This is a genomic window from Micromonospora sp. CNZ285 (assembly GCF_004637285.1).
Genome location: NZ_SPQD01000001.1, coordinates 1 through 14,183 on the forward strand (window position 1 = coordinate 1; position 14,183 = coordinate 14,183).

Below are 14,183 nucleotides of genomic sequence, written 5' to 3' on the forward strand. Positions count from 1 at the left end.
GATCACCAGCGCCCGCCGGAACGGCTCCCGCTGTTCCGCCGGCTCCACCTCGTCGATCAGGCGCGGCGTGGCCGGGTCGTTGCGGTCGCGCCAGCGCCGCCACGCGCCGCGCAGCATGGCCAGCCCCAGATACCCGAGGTACGCCGCGCCGGCGTACTTGATCACCAGGTAGAGCGGGGGATACGCCTGGAGCAGCGAGGCCACACCGGCGGCGGAGAGCACCATCAGCACCGCGTCGCCGACGAACACCCCGGCGGCGGCCCGGTAACCGGTGGCCACGCCCCGGCGGGCGGCGGTGGCCAGCACGAAGAGCGAGTTCGGGCCGGGCAGCAGCACGATCGCCACGGTGCCCAGCACGTACGTCCAGATGTCGGTGATCCCCAGCACGCCGGACATCATGACGTTGCGGGTGCCGCCGGGCGAAGCCTTTCCCGCAGGCTGACCTGTGCCTTCGGCCACTCCTGCGCGAGCATCGAGTACTGCACGGTGTCCCGCCAGGAGCCGTCGGCGCGTTGCTTGTGCTGCCGCAGCACGCCCTCCCGGCTCGCACCGAGCCGTTCGATGGCGCGCTGCGAGCGGTCGTTGCGGATGTCGGTGTGCCAGACCACGCGGACCGCGTCGAGGTCGTCGAAGGCCCGGCCCAGCAGGAGCAGCTTCGCCTCGGTGTTGACGCCGGTACGCCACCAGGGGCGGCCCAGCCAGGTGTAGCCGATCGCCAGCGACCGGCGGACCGGGTCGATCTCGTAGTAGGAGGTCGTGCCGATCACGGCGCCGGTGACGGCACAACGCTGGGTCCAGCACACCTGCTCGCCGCGTTCCTGCGCGTCCAGGTAGGCGGCGACCACCCGGCGCGTCTCGGCAGCGTCGGCCGGCTGCGTACCGCCCAGGTGCCGCCACACCTCCGGGTCGGCGGTGGCGGCGTACAGCTCGTCGGCGTGGGCGAGGTCGAGCGGCTCCAGCACGACGTGCTCGCCGCGCAGCACCGCCGGCTCGTGCCACGGCGAGCGGGCCGAGCGCAGGTACGCCGGCACCGGCGCGCTCACCCCGGGCGCGGGTTCGGGGCGGCCCGGCGTGAGCCGCAGCGGCACCACACCGGCCCAGTACGGCAGCGCCTCGTCGGCCGGTTCGTCGTTGACGCCGCCGGTGCGCGTCCGTACCGACACCTCGCGCAGCGGCAGTGCCAGTACGGCGGTCTCGGCCAGTTCGCGCCGGTTCGGCGGGCGGCTGTCGGCGGACCGGCCGGCGGCGACCTTCTCCACCAGCGCGGTCAGCACCGCCGCCTTCTCGCGGGCGTCGTCGACCAGGTGGGCGGTGCCGTGCGCCACCACCGACCGGTAGTTGGCGCTGTGGTGGAACTGGGAGCGGGCGTAGATCAGCCCGTCGAGGTGGGTGACGGAGACGCAGACCGGGAGCCCGGCCTCGCCCCGGGCGGCGAGCAGCGGCCGGCTGCCTGTGGACCCGTGCAGGTAGAGCGTGTCGCCGAGGCGGACGTGCAGGGTCGGCAGGATGCGCGGCTCGCCGTCCACTGTGAACGCCAGCGCGCAGTGGTACGCCTCGTCGAGCAGCGCGTGCGCGGTGGCCCGGTCGTAGTGCATCCGGTCGCGGGTGCGGGTGGCGGTGGTGCGTTCGGTCGGGGCGTACACGTGACATCCCACCTTTGTTCTAGTACAATCTCCGAACTGTGGCAGCACAATATCAGGTCACCGGCTCGACCTCCGCCGCGATTTCGGCAAGCGTCGAATCCGGCATCCGCACCGGCGATCTCGCCCCCGGCGCCGCCCTGCCCGCCGTCCGCGCGCTCGCCGCCGAGCTGGACGTCAGCCCGGCCACCGTCGCGAAGGCGTACCAGGAACTGCGGCAACGCGGCCTGGTCGCGACCGCCGGCCGGCACGGCACCCGGGTCCGCCCCCGCCCGCCGGTCGCCGGTCGCCGCGCCGCGTTGCTGCCCCCGCCGCTGCCCGGCGGCCATGACCTCTCCGCCGGCCAGCCCGACCCCCGGCTGCTGCCCCCGCTCGGCCCGCACCTGGCAGCACTCGCCGCCGAGATCGGACCCCCCGGCGGGTACGCGACCGACGCCGTGCTGCCCGACCTGGCCGCCCTGGCCCGGGACCGGCTCGCCGCGGACGGGGTGCCGGCCGGCGCGCTGACCGTCACCGGCGGCGCGCTCGACGGCATCGAACGGCTGCTCGCCGCCCACCTGCGTCCCGGCGACGCGGTGGCGGTGGAGGACCCGGGCTGGGCCAACCTGCTCGACCTGATCGCCGCGCTCGGGCTGCGTGCCGTCGGGGTGCCGGTGGACGACGAGGGCCCCACCGTGGGCGGGGTCCGGGCGGCGCTCACCGCCGGGGTCCGGGCGCTCGTGGTGACCAGCCGGGCGCAGAACCCGACCGGCGCCGCCGTCTCCGCCGACCGGGCCGACGCGCTGCGGACGCTGCTCGCCGGCCGGGCCGACCTGCTGCTGATCGAGGACGACCACGCCGCCGAGCTGGCCCGCGTACCCCTGCATCCGCTCGCCGGGGCGACCCCGGCGTGGGCCTTCGTCCGGTCGGTGAGCAAGCCCTACGGGCCCGACCTGCGGCTCGCGGTGCTGACCGGCGACGAGGCCACAGTGGCCCGGGTGGCCGGGCGGGCGCGGGTCGGCGCCGGCTGGGTCTCCACGGTGCTGCAACGCCTGGTCGTGTCGCTCTGGCGCGACCCGGCCACCGCCGAACTGGTCCGGCGCGCGGCGGACAGCTACGACAGGCGGCGCGACGGGCTGGTGGCGGCGCTCGCCGCGCGCGGGACGACCGCGTACGGGCGTACCGGGATCAACGTCTGGGTGCCGGTGCCCGACGAGACGGTGGCGATCACGACGCTGCGTGACGCCGGATGGTCGCTCGCCCCCGGTGGCCTGTACCGGATCGCTGCCGCCCCCGCCGTGCGCGTCTCGGTGAGCGCGCTGGACGAGGCCGACATCCCCGCGCTCGCCGACGCCCTCACCGCGGGAAGGAAGGGCCCCCTCTTAACGCATTCGGTGTAGGAAGGGCCCCTTCTTGACACCTCCGGACAGCGCGGCGGGGCTCGCGTGCGCGCCGCCGGACGGGGTAGAACGATCGGCATGGCCGAGACCGAGAGCGCACCCGGCGCACAGGAGTTCATCCCGCCGTCGGCGGACACCATCGACGAGCTGCGCGCCGCGGCGGGCGACTGCCGGGGCTGTGAGCTGTACCGGGACGCCACCCAGACCGTCTTCGGCCGCGGCGACGAGCACGCGCGGGTGGTCTTCGTCGGCGAGCAGCCGGGCGACATCGAGGATCAGAAAGGGCTGCCGTTCGTCGGGCCGGCCGGGCGGCTGTTGCGTAAGGCCGTCGACGACGCGGCGCTCGACCCCGCCCAGATCTACCTGACCAACGCCGTGAAGCACTTCCGGTTCGAGCTGCGCGGCAGGCGGCGCATCCACCAGACCCCGGACCGGGTGCACGTCACCGCCTGCCGGCCCTGGCTGGTCGCCGAGTTCGCCCGGCTGCGCCCGGAGATCGTGGTGGTGCTCGGCGCCACCGCTGCCAAGGCGCTGCTCGGCCCGAGCTTCCGGGTGACGAAGCAGCGCGGTGAGCTGCTGCCCTGGCCCGCCGCCGCCCAGCACCCGGAGGACTTCGAGCGCGTGCCGGTCGACCGGACGGGCGCTGTGGCCGACGCCCCGGCGGCCCGGCTGCTCGCCACCATCCACCCGTCGGCGGTGCTGCGCGCCGACAACCAGGACGTGGCGTACGAGGGCCTGGTCGCCGACCTGAAGGTGGCCGCCAAGGCGCTGCGCTGACTCAGGAGCGCTGCTGCCAGGTGCAGAGGCAGACCTGGTTGCCGTCCGGGTCGGCGAGCACCCAGAAGCTCGGCGCCTCCGCGTCGCTGACGAGCGTCCCGCCCGCTGCCAGCGCGGCAGCGATGCGCGCGTCCACCTCGGCCGGGTCGACCCACACGTCCGGGTGCCACCGCTGCCGCGGCTCGTCCCGGCCGGAGCGCTGGAACCAGACGGTCGGCAGCACGCCGTCCGGGTCGCGTACCTCGTCGTCGTCCGGTCCGCGGCCGTCCGGTGACTGCCAGGTCAGGACCGCCCGCCAGAACGGCAGCACCGCGGCGTGCTCCGGGGTGTCCAGCGCGAGTTCCAGGCGGGCCAGCCCGGCCGGCGACAGGGTCAGCCCGGCGTCCGCGGCCAGGGCCGTGATCGTCCGGGCCAGCCGCAGGTCACGCTGCGTCACCCCACCCGCGTCGTGCGACCAGAGCCGCACGTCCACGTGGGTGTAGCGCAGGTCCAGATCGGGATGATGATCGACCCGCTCGGCCTCCGCGCCCACCGCGGCCACCAGCGCCAGTCCGGCCGCGAAATCGGGGGTACGGATGCGCGTCTGCAACGCCCCCAGCAGGTACGTCCACCCGTCCAGCCCGGCCTCGGCCACCTGTCTCCCCGTGAGTGTGCTCATCCGGCCATCCTGGTCCACCGCGCGGCGGCGGACCAGCCCCGCTCACCCCTGTCCGGTGCGGGTGAGCGGTGCCAGACTGGCCGGCATGGAGCAGCATCTCTACGAGCCCGTCCACGACGAGTTCCGTGACCTGTGCCGCCGGTTCCTGACCCGGGAGGCGGTGCCGCACCACGAGCGCTGGGAGGCCGACGGGATCGTCGACCGGGAGGTCTGGCGGGCCGCCGGCGCGGCCGGGCTGCTCGGCCCGGACGTGGACCCCGAGTACGGCGGCGGCGGGCAGCGTGACTTCCGCTTCAACGCGGTGCTCGACGAGGAGATCGTCGCGTCCGGGTGCTCGGGCCTCGGGTTCGGGCTGCACAACGACGTGGTCGCGCCGTACCTGACCGAGCTGACCACCGGCGACCAGCGCAAGCGGTGGTTGCCGGGCTTCTGCTCCGGCGACCTGGTCACCGCGATCGCGATGAGCGAGCCGGGCGCGGGCAGCGACCTGGCCGGCATCCGCACCAGCGCGGTCCGCGACGGCGACAGCCTGGTCCTCAACGGGCAGAAGACGTTCATCACAAACGGTGAGATGGCCGACCTGGTGGTCGTGGTGGTCAAGACCGCGCCGGACCAGGGCGCGCACGGGGTGAGCCTGGTCGTGGTGGAGAGCGGCACGCCGGGCTTCAGCCGGGGCCGCCGCCTGGCGAAGGTGGGCCTGAAGGCCAACGACACCGCCGAACTGTTCTTCGACGACTGCCGGGTGCCGGCGGAGAACCTGATCGGCACCGAGAACCACGGCTTCTACCACCTGATGGCCAACCTGCCCCGGGAGCGGCTGAGCATCGCCGTCGCCGCGGTGGCGGCCTGCGAGAAGCTGCTCGCGCTGACCATCGAGTACGCCCGCTCCCGGGAGGCGTTCGGCCGGCCGATCGGCCGGTTCCAGCACAACCGGTTCCTGCTGGCCGAGCTGGACACCGAGGTCACCATCGCGCGGACGTTCGTCAACCACTGCATCGCCGAGTTCAACGCGGGCCGCCTCTCGGTGACCGACGCGGCGAAGGCCAAGTGGTGGACCACCGAGTTGCAGACCAAGGTGGCCGACCGGTGCGTGCAGCTGCACGGCGGCTACGGCTTCATGGCGGAGTACCCGGTGGCGAAGGCGTGGCTGGACAGCCGGGTGCAGACCATCTACGGCGGCACCACCGAGATCATGAAGGAGATCATCGGCCGGGGCCTCGGCCTGTAGCGAAACCGGGTGCCGGCCGGGCGGGCCGGTGCGGGAGGATGGGGCACCCGTCCCCACCAGGAGCGCCGCATGTCCACCGACCTGACCGCGCCGGCCCCGCCCCGGCCCGACGTCGCCGGCATCCAGCGGCGTACCGTCCGGCTGCTCTTCCTCACCCAGATCATCGGCGGCATCGGCGTCACCATCGGCATCTCGGTCGGCGCGCTGCTCGCCGCCCGGGTCGCCGGCACCGCCCTGGCCGGGCTGGCGCAGAGCGCCGGGGTGGTCGGCGCCGCGCTGCTCGCCATCCCGGTGACCCGGCTCATGACCGCGCGGGGCCGGCGGCCGGGGCTGGTCCTCGCGTACGCGGTCGGCGCGGTCGGCGGCGTGCTGGTGGTGGTCGCCACCGTGACGCGCCTGGTGCCGTTGCTCTTCGTCGGCATGCTGCTGTTCGGCGGCGGCACGGCGGCCAACCTCCAGGCCCGCTACACGGCCGTGGACCTGGCCGAGCCGCAGCGCCGGGGACGGCAGCTCTCGCTGGTGGTCTGGGCCACCACCATCGGCGCGGTGGCCGCGCCGAACTTCGCCGCGCTCGCCGACGAGACCACCCGGGGCTGGGGCCTGCCGGCGCTGGCCGGCCCGTTCGCCTTCAGCGCCGTCGCGTTCACGCTCACCGCCGTCGTACTCCTGGTCCTGCTCCGGCCGGACCCGTTGCTCACCGCGCGCCGGCTGACGGCGGCCGAGCCGGCGCCGGGCGCCGCACCGGCTGTCGCCCGCCGCGGTGGCATGGCCGCCGCGTGGCGCACGGTACGCGGGCGGCCGGCCGCCCGCCTCGGCATCGCCGCTGTCGCGGTGGGGCACCTGGTGATGGTCGCTGTCATGTCGATGACCCCGGTGCACCTCGGCGAGTGGCACTCCGACGCGGACGTGCTGCCCGTGGTCGGCCTGGTGCTGAGCCTGCACATCGCCGGCATGTACGCGCTGTCGCCGGTGGTGGGGTGGCTCACCGACCGGTTCGGCCGGCGGCCGGTGATCCTCGGCGGGGTGGCGCTGCTGCTGGCCGCGTGCGCGGTCTCCGGCACCTCGGGGCACAGCACACCGCTGCTGTCGGTGGGGCTGGCGCTGCTCGGGCTGGGCTGGTCGGGCACGATGGTGGCGGGCTCGACGTTGCTGTCGGAGTCGGTGCCCACCGCCGACCGGCCCGGCGTGCAGGGCCTGTCCGACCTGCTCATGGGGCTGGCCGGGGCGGGCGCGGCGGCGGCGAGCGGGTTCGTCATGCGGGCCGTGGGGTACCCGACGCTCACCCTGCTGTCGGCGATCGCCGTGGTGCCGCTGGTGGCGCTGGCACTGCGCCGTACCGGCACGGCACCACTCGACGAGGAGGACTGAACACGTGCGGCTGACCGATTTCTGGACGCGGCTGGAGGAGGCGTTCGGGCCCGGCTACGCGACCAGCATCGCCAGGGACCAGGTGCTGTCCCAGCTCGGCGGGCGGACCATCGAGCAGGCGCTCGCGGCCGGTGAGCAAACGCACGTGGTGTGGCGCGCCGTGGTCGCCGCGTATCCCGACCGGGTGCCCGCCCGGCTACGCTGAGCAGCCTTTTCGTCGATCCCGCGTGTCGCTTGCCCAGTCGTACACGTGTTCGGCTATTGTCCACAGCGGGGTGCTCGTCCACAGCTCACGGCCCGTCGGCTGGTTTTCTGTCGGACCCAGCGCCTAGCGTGTCCCGCGTGACGCGAAGCTCAGGAAAGACGCCGGCGAAGGCAGGGGTGGCAACGATGGCAGCAGGGCCTGACCGGGAGAAGGCGCTCGACCTTGCTCTCGCTCAGATCGACAAGCAGTTCGGCAAGGGTTCGGTGATGCGGCTGGGGGAGCGGCCCGTCGTGCAGACGGCTGTCATCCCGACCGGCTCCATCGCGCTCGACGTGGCGCTCGGCGTGGGCGGTCTGCCCCGCGGCCGGGTGGTCGAGATCTACGGTCCGGAGTCCAGCGGTAAGACCACCGTCGCGCTGCACGCGGTGGCGAACGCCCAGCGGGCCGGCGGCATCGCCGCGTTCATCGACGCGGAGCACGCGCTCGACCCGGAGTACGCGCGGGCCCTCGGTGTCGACACCGACGCCCTGCTGGTCTCCCAGCCGGACACCGGCGAGCAGGCGCTGGAGATCGCGGACATGCTGGTCCGCTCCGGCGCGATCGACATCATCGTGATCGACTCGGTGGCGGCCCTGGTGCCGCGCGCCGAGATCGAGGGCGAGATGGGCGACAGCCACGTCGGTCTCCAGGCCCGGCTGATGAGCCAGGCGCTGCGGAAGATCACCGGCGTGCTCAACAACACCGGCACCACCGCGATCTTCATCAACCAGCTCCGCGAGAAGATCGGCGTGATGTTCGGCAGCCCGGAGACCACCACCGGTGGCCGGGCGCTGAAGTTCTACGCCTCGGTCCGGCTCGACGTGCGTCGCATCGAGAGCCTCAAGGACGGCACCGACGTGGTCGGTAACCGCACCCGGGTCAAGGTCGTGAAGAACAAGGTCGCCGCGCCGTTCAAGCAGGCCGAGTTCGACATCATGTACGGCAAGGGCATCTCCCGCGAGGGCTCGCTGATCGACGTCGGCGTGGAGCAGGCGATCATCCGCAAGTCCGGCGCCTGGTACACCTACGACGGTGACCAGCTCGGCCAGGGCAAGGAGAAGGCCCGCGAGTTCCTCCGCGAGAACCCGGACGTGGCGGCCGAGATCGAGAAGAAGATCCTGGAGAAGCTCGGCGTCGGCACCGGTGGTGCGGGCGACGCCGCCGGTGGCCCGGAACTGCCGCCGGTCGACTTCTGATCCGCTGATCCGTGGCAGGACGACGCGCCCGTACGGGCCGGGGCTGGGATGCCGGTCCACCCCGTACGGGCGACGCCACAGGTACGCCCCGGCCTCGCCGGGGGCGCCGTGATCGCGCGGCGGAGCCCGATGCAGGGGAGGCTCCGGCTCCGCCGCGCGACGAGGCCGAGGTGGCCCGGGAGATCTGCCTGCGGCAGCTCGCGGTGCGCCCGCGCACCCGGGCCGAGCTGGCCGGCGCGCTGGCCCGGCGCGGCATCTCCGAGGAGGTCGCCGAGCAGGTCCTCGACCGGTACGACGAGGTCGGCATCGTCGACGACGCCGCCTTCGCCCGCGCCTGGGTGAGCAGCCGGCACAACGGTCGCGGGCTGGCCCGCCGGGCACTCGCCAACGAGCTGCGCCAGCGCGGCGTCGACGGCGAGGTGGCCGGCGCGGCACTGGACGGGCTGGACGAGGAGACCGAGGCGCAGACCGCCCGTGCCCTGGTGGACCGCAAGCTGCGCAGCACCCGGGGCGAGCCGGACGCGGTGTTCCGGCGCCTGGTCGGCATGCTGGCGCGCAAGGGCTACCCGGCCGGGGTGGCGATCCGGGCGGTGAAGGACGCGCTCGCCGCGCAGAGCGCCGAGGCGGCCGAGTTCGCCGAGCACATCGACGCCGACGCGATGGCCGACGCCGAGCACGACCTCGACTCCCGCCGGCTCGACTGACCGACCGGCGGCCGATGTCGCGGCCGCCGTCCCGAGGGGAGGCGCACACCGTGCTGAAGGCGTGTCTCAACGGCACCCGGCGGCGGGACGAGCACCCCGCCGTGCCGCTCACCCCGGCCGAACTGGCGGCCGACGCGGTGCGCTGCGCTGTCGCCGGGGTGGCGGCGGTGCACGTGCACCCGCGCGACGACAGCGGTGCCGAGTCACTCGACCCGGCCGTGATCGCCGCGGCGGCCACCGCCATCCGGGCCGCCCGTCCCGGCCTGCCGGTCGGCGTGAGCACCGGCGCCTGGATCGTCCCGGACCCGGCCACGCGGGTCGCGGCCGTCCGCGCCTGGACGGTGCTGCCCGACTTCGCCTCGGTGAACGCCCACGAACCCGGGGCGGCCGAGATCGCCGCAGCCCTGCACGAGCGTGGCGTGATGGTCGAGGCCGGCCTGTGGACCCCGGCGGCGGTCGACGCCTGGCGCCGCTGGTCCACGCCCACCGGGCGGGTCCTCGTCGAGTGCATGGCCGAGCAGGTCGAGACGGCTCTCGCCGACGCGGCGGCGATCCTCGCCGCGCTGCCGGCCGAGTGCCCGCCGGTGTTGCTGCACGGGGAGGGCCCGGCCACCTGGCCGGTGTACGCGGAGGCGGTCCGCAGGGGTCTGCACACCCGGATCGGCCTGGAGGACACGCTGCTGCTGCCCGACGGCGCCCCGGCCCCCGACAACGTCGCGCTGGTGACCGCCGCCCGCGCCCTCGCCTGACCCACCCCTCCGGTGGGTGGGCGGCTTGATCCACTGCAGATCGGGGAGGTGGTGTGGTCAAAGGCGCCCGGATGCCGCCACCTCGGCGAAATGGCGTCGATCATGGGGTCGGTCGTGGGGGTCGGGAGCCGCCGCGGCGTGCGGTGCGGTGGTGGAGGGGGCCTGAGCAGGTCGGGAGTGCCGGGAAGCGGCGCCGGAGGGCGGGGTTTGTCCGGGCCTGTCCGGCATCTGATCACCACTGAGTGACGCTGTAACTTCTCTCCGTCCGGGTGGTTTGATCATGACTCCTTGACCGAACGGCCCCTCGCGACCTAGCCTCGCCATACAGGCTCACTTTGCCCGACCAGCGCAGGCTAAGCGCACAACATAGATCTCGTAACAGAACAGCATCACTTTGGCCAGCTACACCGGCCCTTGACGGAAGCTCCGGAACCTTTCGGAGCCTCCGACAACTGCAACCGGCCGCCAGCGGTGCCCCATGAGGGACACCGCCGACGGAAAGCTGCCCACAGTCAGCCGCTCCGGTCGGGCGTCCAGAGCCGCAGGCGCGTGTCCTTCGCGCGTGTCCTGCGGCGCCGACGTTTCAGGGGGAGGCGGCCATGGCAGGGCGGCACAGGTTCACCGGCGGTCTGCCACACGGCCCCGAACCCGCATCGGCGGGCGACAACCCGGCCACCGGGCATCGGCGGGCGAGTGTGCCCGCGTACCGGTGCGGAGCGGCTCGATGAGCGCCTTCGACGTCGTCCTCCTCCTGGTCGTGCTGCTGCTGGTCGTGGTGGTGGTCGGCGCCGTGCTGTTCGGCGTGCGTACCCTCAAGCGGCTCAGCCTGGCGCCCGCGCCGGAGGACCCGGCCTTCATCGCGGAGAAGGACCGGCAGGAGCAGTCCCTCGCGGCGTTGCGGACGGCCGCCGACGAGGTGAACAGCACCATCGACGTGGCGAAGTCCGCAGCCGCGGCGGCGCGGGCTGAGGCGGCCGCCGCCAAGGCGGAGGCGAAGGCGGCCCGGGCCGAGGCGCGGCGGGTGCTCGACGACGCCCGCGCCGAAGCCGACACGGTGCTGGAGCGGGCGCACAAGCAGGCCGAGGCGGATGCCGAGCAGTTGCGCGCCACCGCGCGGCGCAGCGGCGAGCGGGAGGTGGCGGTGCTGGCCGCCACCACCCGGGAGCAGGCGGCCGAGGTGGAACGCCGCGCCGCCCGGATGGACGAGCGGGAGCGGCTGCACACCGAGGAGGTGGAGCGGCTGGCCGAGCGGGAACGGCAGCTCACCGCCGCCACCGCGGCGCTCGCCGCAAGGGAGGCCGCCCTGGCCGAGCGCGAGCGGACGCTGACCGAGGTGGAGGAGCAGCGCCGCCGGGAGCTGGAGCGGGTGGCCGGCCTGACCGCCGACGCGGCCCGCGCCGAGCTTGTCGAGTCGATCGAGGGGCAGGCGAAGCGCGAGGCCGCGCTGCTGGTCCGGGAGATCGAGGCGGACGCCCGGGGCAGCGCCGAGCAGCGCGCCCGCAACATCGTCGTGGACGCCATCCAGCGGGTCGCCAGCGAGCAGACCGCGGAGAGCGTGGTCAGCGTGCTGCACCTGCCCGGCGACGAGATGAAGGGGCGCATCATCGGCCGCGAGGGGCGCAACATCCGCGCCTTCGAGTCGGTCACCGGCGTCAACCTGATCATCGACGACACGCCCGAGGCGGTGCTGCTGTCCTGCTTCGACCCGGTACGCCGCGAGGTCGGCCGGGTCACGCTGGAGAAGCTGGTCCTGGACGGCCGGATCCACCCGCACCGGATCGAGGAGGTCTACGATCTGGCCCGGCAGGAGGTCGAGGAGCTGTGCCTCCGGGCCGCCGAGGACGCGCTGGTCGAGGTCGGCATCACCGAGATCCACCCGGAGCTGGTCACGCTGCTGGGCCGGCTGCGCTACCGGACGTCGTACGGGCAGAACGTGCTCAAGCACCTGGTGGAGACCGCGCACATCGCCGGGGTGATGGCCGCCGAGCTGCGGCTGGACGTGCCGACGATCAAGCGGTGCGCGTTCCTGCACGACATCGGCAAGGCGCTCACCCACGAGGTCGAGGGCAGCCACGCGATCATCGGCGCGGACGTGGCCCGCAAGTACGGCGAGAGCGAGGACGTGGTGCACGCCATCGAGGCGCACCACAACGAGGTACCGCCGCAGACCATCGAGGCGGTGCTGACCCAGGCGTCGGACGCCTGTTCGGGCGGGCGGCCGGGCGCGCGGCGGGAGAGCCTCGAGGCGTACGTCAAGCGGCTGGAGCGGATCGAGGAGATCGCGGCCGGCAAGCTCGGCGTGGAGAAGGTCTTCGCCATGCAGGCGGGCCGGGAGATCCGGGTGATGGTCAAGCCGGACGACGTGGACGACATCGGCGCGGCGGTGCTGGCCCGGGACGTGGCCAAGCAGATCGAGGAGGAGCTGACCTACCCGGGTCAGATCCGGGTGACTGTGGTGCGCGAGTCCCGGGTCACCGAGATCGCCCGCTAGACCGGGGAACACGAAGAGGGCCGGCCGTGAACGGCCGGCCCTCTTCGTGTGTCGCGGTCAGTTGCCGCCCGCGCCCTCGGCCTGCGAGGCGAGCGCGGCCGGCGGCGGGTTCGGCACCGGGGTGCCGGCGCTCTTGCGGCCCCGGGAGAGCCGGCGCTGGACGTACTGGGCCAGCTTCGACAGCGAGTAGTTGATGGCGATGAACAGCACGGCGATCACCACGTACACCTGGATCGGGTTGCCCAGGACGCCGATGATCTGCTTGCCGATGTTGAGCGTCTCCTCGTAGCTGATGATGAAGCCCAGCGAGGTGTCCTTGAGCACCACCACGAGCTGGCTGATCAGCGCCGGCAGCATGATCCGGAAGGCCTGCGGCAGCAGGATCAGCCCGGTGGTCTGGAACGGGGAGAGCCCGATCGCGGCGGCGGCCTCGGCCTGCCCGCCGGGCAGGCCCTCCATGCCCGATCGCAGGATCTCGGCGATGACCACGGAGTTGTAGATGGTCAGGCCGATGACCAGGTACCAGAGGTTGTCGAACGAGGCGCCGAACTCGGGGAAACCGCGCGCCACGAAGAAGATGGTGATGACGACCGGGAGGCCACGGAACACCTCGACGCAGACCCGGGTCACGGCGGCCAGCACCCAGCTCAGCCCGCGCAGCAGGTACGCCACTGGTGCGGCGGCGCCGGTGAAGCGCCGCCGGGTCAGGCTCTTGAGCTGGATCCGCAGGACGGCGAGCAGGGTGCCGACGACGAGCGACGCGACGATGGCCAGCGCGGCGGCGACCAGGGTGTTCTTGAGGCCGATCCCGATCCGGTCCCAGACGAGGGGGAAGTTCTCGTTCGAGGGGTCGACCAGCGGACCCCACAGCTCCATCGAGAACTGGCCCTTGTCGGCCAGCGGGCGGTAGATGAACAGGTAGGCGCCGGCCAGCACCACCACGACGGCGATCAGGCTGCTGATGAGCGTGACGCGTCGCTGGCGCGGCCCGGGGATGTCGTAGAGGACGCTCTGCTGGCTCATCGGGCCACCGCCTGTCGCTTCTCGATCCGGTCCAGCAGGGCGCCGAGAGGGACTGTCATGATCAGGTATCCGACGGAGATGCCGATCGCCACCGGGATGAAGGGGTAGCCGCCGGCGGAGGTGAGCTGATCGGCGGTCTGGGAGAGGTCACCGACCACGCCGAAGAAGCCGACGAGCGCGGAGTTCTTGATCATCGCGATGATGACCGAGCCGAGCGGCACCACCGAGGCCTTCCAGGACTGCGGGAGCACGACGTGCCGCAGGTTCTGGCCGAAGGTGAGGCCCAGCGAGCGCGCGGCTTCGGCCTGGCCGGGCGGCACCGCGTTCACGCCGGAGCGCAGGGCCTCGCAGACGAACGCCGCGGTGTAGAGGACCAGCGCGATCAGGCCGAACCGGAAGTAGGGCAGGTCGGTGCCGAGCCGGGTGAAGATCGATTCCAGGCCCGGGATGCGCAGGAAGTCGGCGTTGGAACCGAGCGCCGGCAGGCCGAACGCGGCGAAGAACAGCACGACGGTCAGCGGCAGGTTCCGGAAGACGTTCACGTACGTGGTGCCGACCGCGCGCAGCGGTGGCACCGGCGAGATCCTCAGCACCGCCACGACGGCGCCCAGGATCAGGGCGCCGATCGCGGCGAGAAAGCAGATCTGGAGGGTGAGCCAGAACCCGCCCGCGAAGACGTCGAACTTGTCGATGAGCACACTCACGGGTCGGTTTCCTCCCCACCCT

13 protein-coding genes and 1 pseudogene are annotated in these 14,183 nt (G+C 73.3%); 9 read left to right on the forward strand and 5 right to left on the reverse strand.

Annotation, left to right across the window (positions count from 1 at the left end; translation table 11 throughout):
• Together leuE and CLT75_RS00010 are read right to left on the reverse strand one after the other, a co-directional pair.
• Positions 1–399, reverse strand: a 399-nt coding sequence (leuE, locus tag CLT75_RS00005) for a leucine efflux protein LeuE (RefSeq protein WP_135238899.1), incomplete at its 3' end; no start/stop codon positions are given.
• On the reverse strand, positions 396–1,643 hold the full coding sequence (locus CLT75_RS00010) for a bifunctional pyridoxamine 5'-phosphate oxidase family protein/GNAT family N-acetyltransferase (protein ID WP_135238900.1): 1,248 nt from the start codon (positions 1,641–1,643) through the stop codon (positions 396–398). The genes CLT75_RS00010 and leuE, both read right to left, overlap by 4 nt.
• Before the next feature lie 38 nt (positions 1,644–1,681).
• Here CLT75_RS00010 and CLT75_RS00015 point away from each other — a divergent pair, with 38 nt between their 5' ends.
• Both CLT75_RS00015 and CLT75_RS00020 read left to right on the forward strand, forming a co-directional pair.
• The gene (locus tag CLT75_RS00015) at positions 1,682–3,019 is read left to right on the forward strand and encodes an aminotransferase class I/II-fold pyridoxal phosphate-dependent enzyme (RefSeq protein WP_135238901.1); all 1,338 of its coding nucleotides are present in this window, start codon (positions 1,682–1,684) and stop codon (positions 3,017–3,019) included.
• A gap of 78 nt (positions 3,020–3,097) precedes the next feature.
• Positions 3,098–3,796 (forward strand): UdgX family uracil-DNA binding protein, encoded by a 699-nt coding sequence (locus CLT75_RS00020; protein WP_135238902.1) that lies wholly within the window; start codon positions 3,098–3,100, stop codon positions 3,794–3,796.
• Between the two features lies 1 nt (position 3,797).
• Here CLT75_RS00020 and CLT75_RS00025 read toward each other — a convergent pair whose 3' ends face one another.
• A complete protein-coding gene (locus CLT75_RS00025) occupies positions 3,798–4,454 on the reverse strand; it encodes a 4a-hydroxytetrahydrobiopterin dehydratase (RefSeq protein WP_135238903.1) in 657 nt (218 codons plus the stop codon).
• 85 nt (positions 4,455–4,539) lie between these two features.
• Here CLT75_RS00025 and CLT75_RS00030 point away from each other — a divergent pair, with 85 nt between their 5' ends.
• From CLT75_RS00030 to rny, 7 genes and pseudogenes are all read left to right on the forward strand, one after another.
• The gene (locus CLT75_RS00030; protein WP_135238904.1) at positions 4,540–5,682 is read left to right on the forward strand and encodes an acyl-CoA dehydrogenase family protein; all 1,143 of its coding nucleotides are present in this window, start codon (positions 4,540–4,542) and stop codon (positions 5,680–5,682) included.
• Positions 5,683–5,751: 69 nt separating this feature from the next.
• A pseudogene (locus tag CLT75_RS00035) lies at positions 5,752–7,064 on the forward strand (MFS transporter).
• A complete protein-coding gene (locus CLT75_RS00040) occupies positions 7,055–7,255 on the forward strand; it encodes a DUF3046 domain-containing protein (RefSeq protein WP_013284728.1) in 201 nt (66 codons plus the stop codon). Before CLT75_RS00035 ends, CLT75_RS00040 begins: the two are co-directional and overlap by 10 nt.
• Before the next feature lie 185 nt (positions 7,256–7,440).
• Entirely contained in the window at positions 7,441–8,490 is a 1,050-nt protein-coding gene (recA, locus tag CLT75_RS00045; RefSeq protein ID WP_013284729.1) for a recombinase RecA, read from the forward strand.
• A gap of 11 nt (positions 8,491–8,501) precedes the next feature.
• On the forward strand, positions 8,502–9,194 hold the full coding sequence (locus tag CLT75_RS00050) for a regulatory protein RecX (RefSeq protein ID WP_135238906.1): 693 nt from the start codon (positions 8,502–8,504) through the stop codon (positions 9,192–9,194).
• A gap of 50 nt (positions 9,195–9,244) precedes the next feature.
• Positions 9,245–9,943 carry a 3-keto-5-aminohexanoate cleavage protein gene (locus CLT75_RS00055; RefSeq protein ID WP_135238907.1) on the forward strand — a complete coding sequence of 233 codons (699 nt, stop codon included), beginning with the start codon at positions 9,245–9,247 and terminating at the stop codon, positions 9,941–9,943.
• Positions 9,944–10,667: 724 nt separating this feature from the next.
• On the forward strand, positions 10,668–12,434 hold the full coding sequence (gene rny / locus CLT75_RS00060; RefSeq protein ID WP_135238908.1) for a ribonuclease Y: 1,767 nt from the start codon (positions 10,668–10,670) through the stop codon (positions 12,432–12,434).
• A 57-nt stretch (positions 12,435–12,491) separates the two neighbouring features.
• Here the strand turns inward: rny and CLT75_RS00065 are convergent, their stop codons facing one another.
• Positions 12,492–13,457, reverse strand: coding sequence for an amino acid ABC transporter permease (locus CLT75_RS00065; protein ID WP_135238909.1), 966 nt, complete (start codon positions 13,455–13,457; stop codon positions 12,492–12,494).
• Positions 13,454–14,161, reverse strand: coding sequence for an amino acid ABC transporter permease (locus CLT75_RS00070; protein ID WP_047894121.1), 708 nt, complete (start codon positions 14,159–14,161; stop codon positions 13,454–13,456). Before CLT75_RS00070 ends, CLT75_RS00065 begins: the two co-directional genes overlap by 4 nt.
• Between the last annotated feature and the right edge of the window lie 22 nt (positions 14,162–14,183).

What these genes read in the sequence shown, in the direction of transcription:
- CLT75_RS00030 (WP_135238904.1), top strand. Translation starts at nt 4,540, where the DNA reads ATGGAGCAGCATCTCTACGAGCCCGTCCACGACGAGTTCCGTGACCTG.
- CLT75_RS00020 (WP_135238902.1), top strand. Translation starts at nt 3,098, where the DNA reads ATGGCCGAGACCGAGAGCGCACCCGGCGCACAGGAGTTCATCCCGCCG.
- CLT75_RS00065 (WP_135238909.1), bottom strand. Translation starts at nt 13,457, where the DNA reads ATGAGCCAGCAGAGCGTCCTCTACGACATCCCCGGGCCGCGCCAGCGA.
- rny (WP_135238908.1), top strand. Translation starts at nt 10,668, where the DNA reads ATGAGCGCCTTCGACGTCGTCCTCCTCCTGGTCGTGCTGCTGCTGGTC.
- CLT75_RS00025 (WP_135238903.1), bottom strand. Translation starts at nt 4,454, where the DNA reads ATGAGCACACTCACGGGGAGACAGGTGGCCGAGGCCGGGCTGGACGGG.
- recA (WP_013284729.1), top strand. Translation starts at nt 7,441, where the DNA reads ATGGCAGCAGGGCCTGACCGGGAGAAGGCGCTCGACCTTGCTCTCGCT.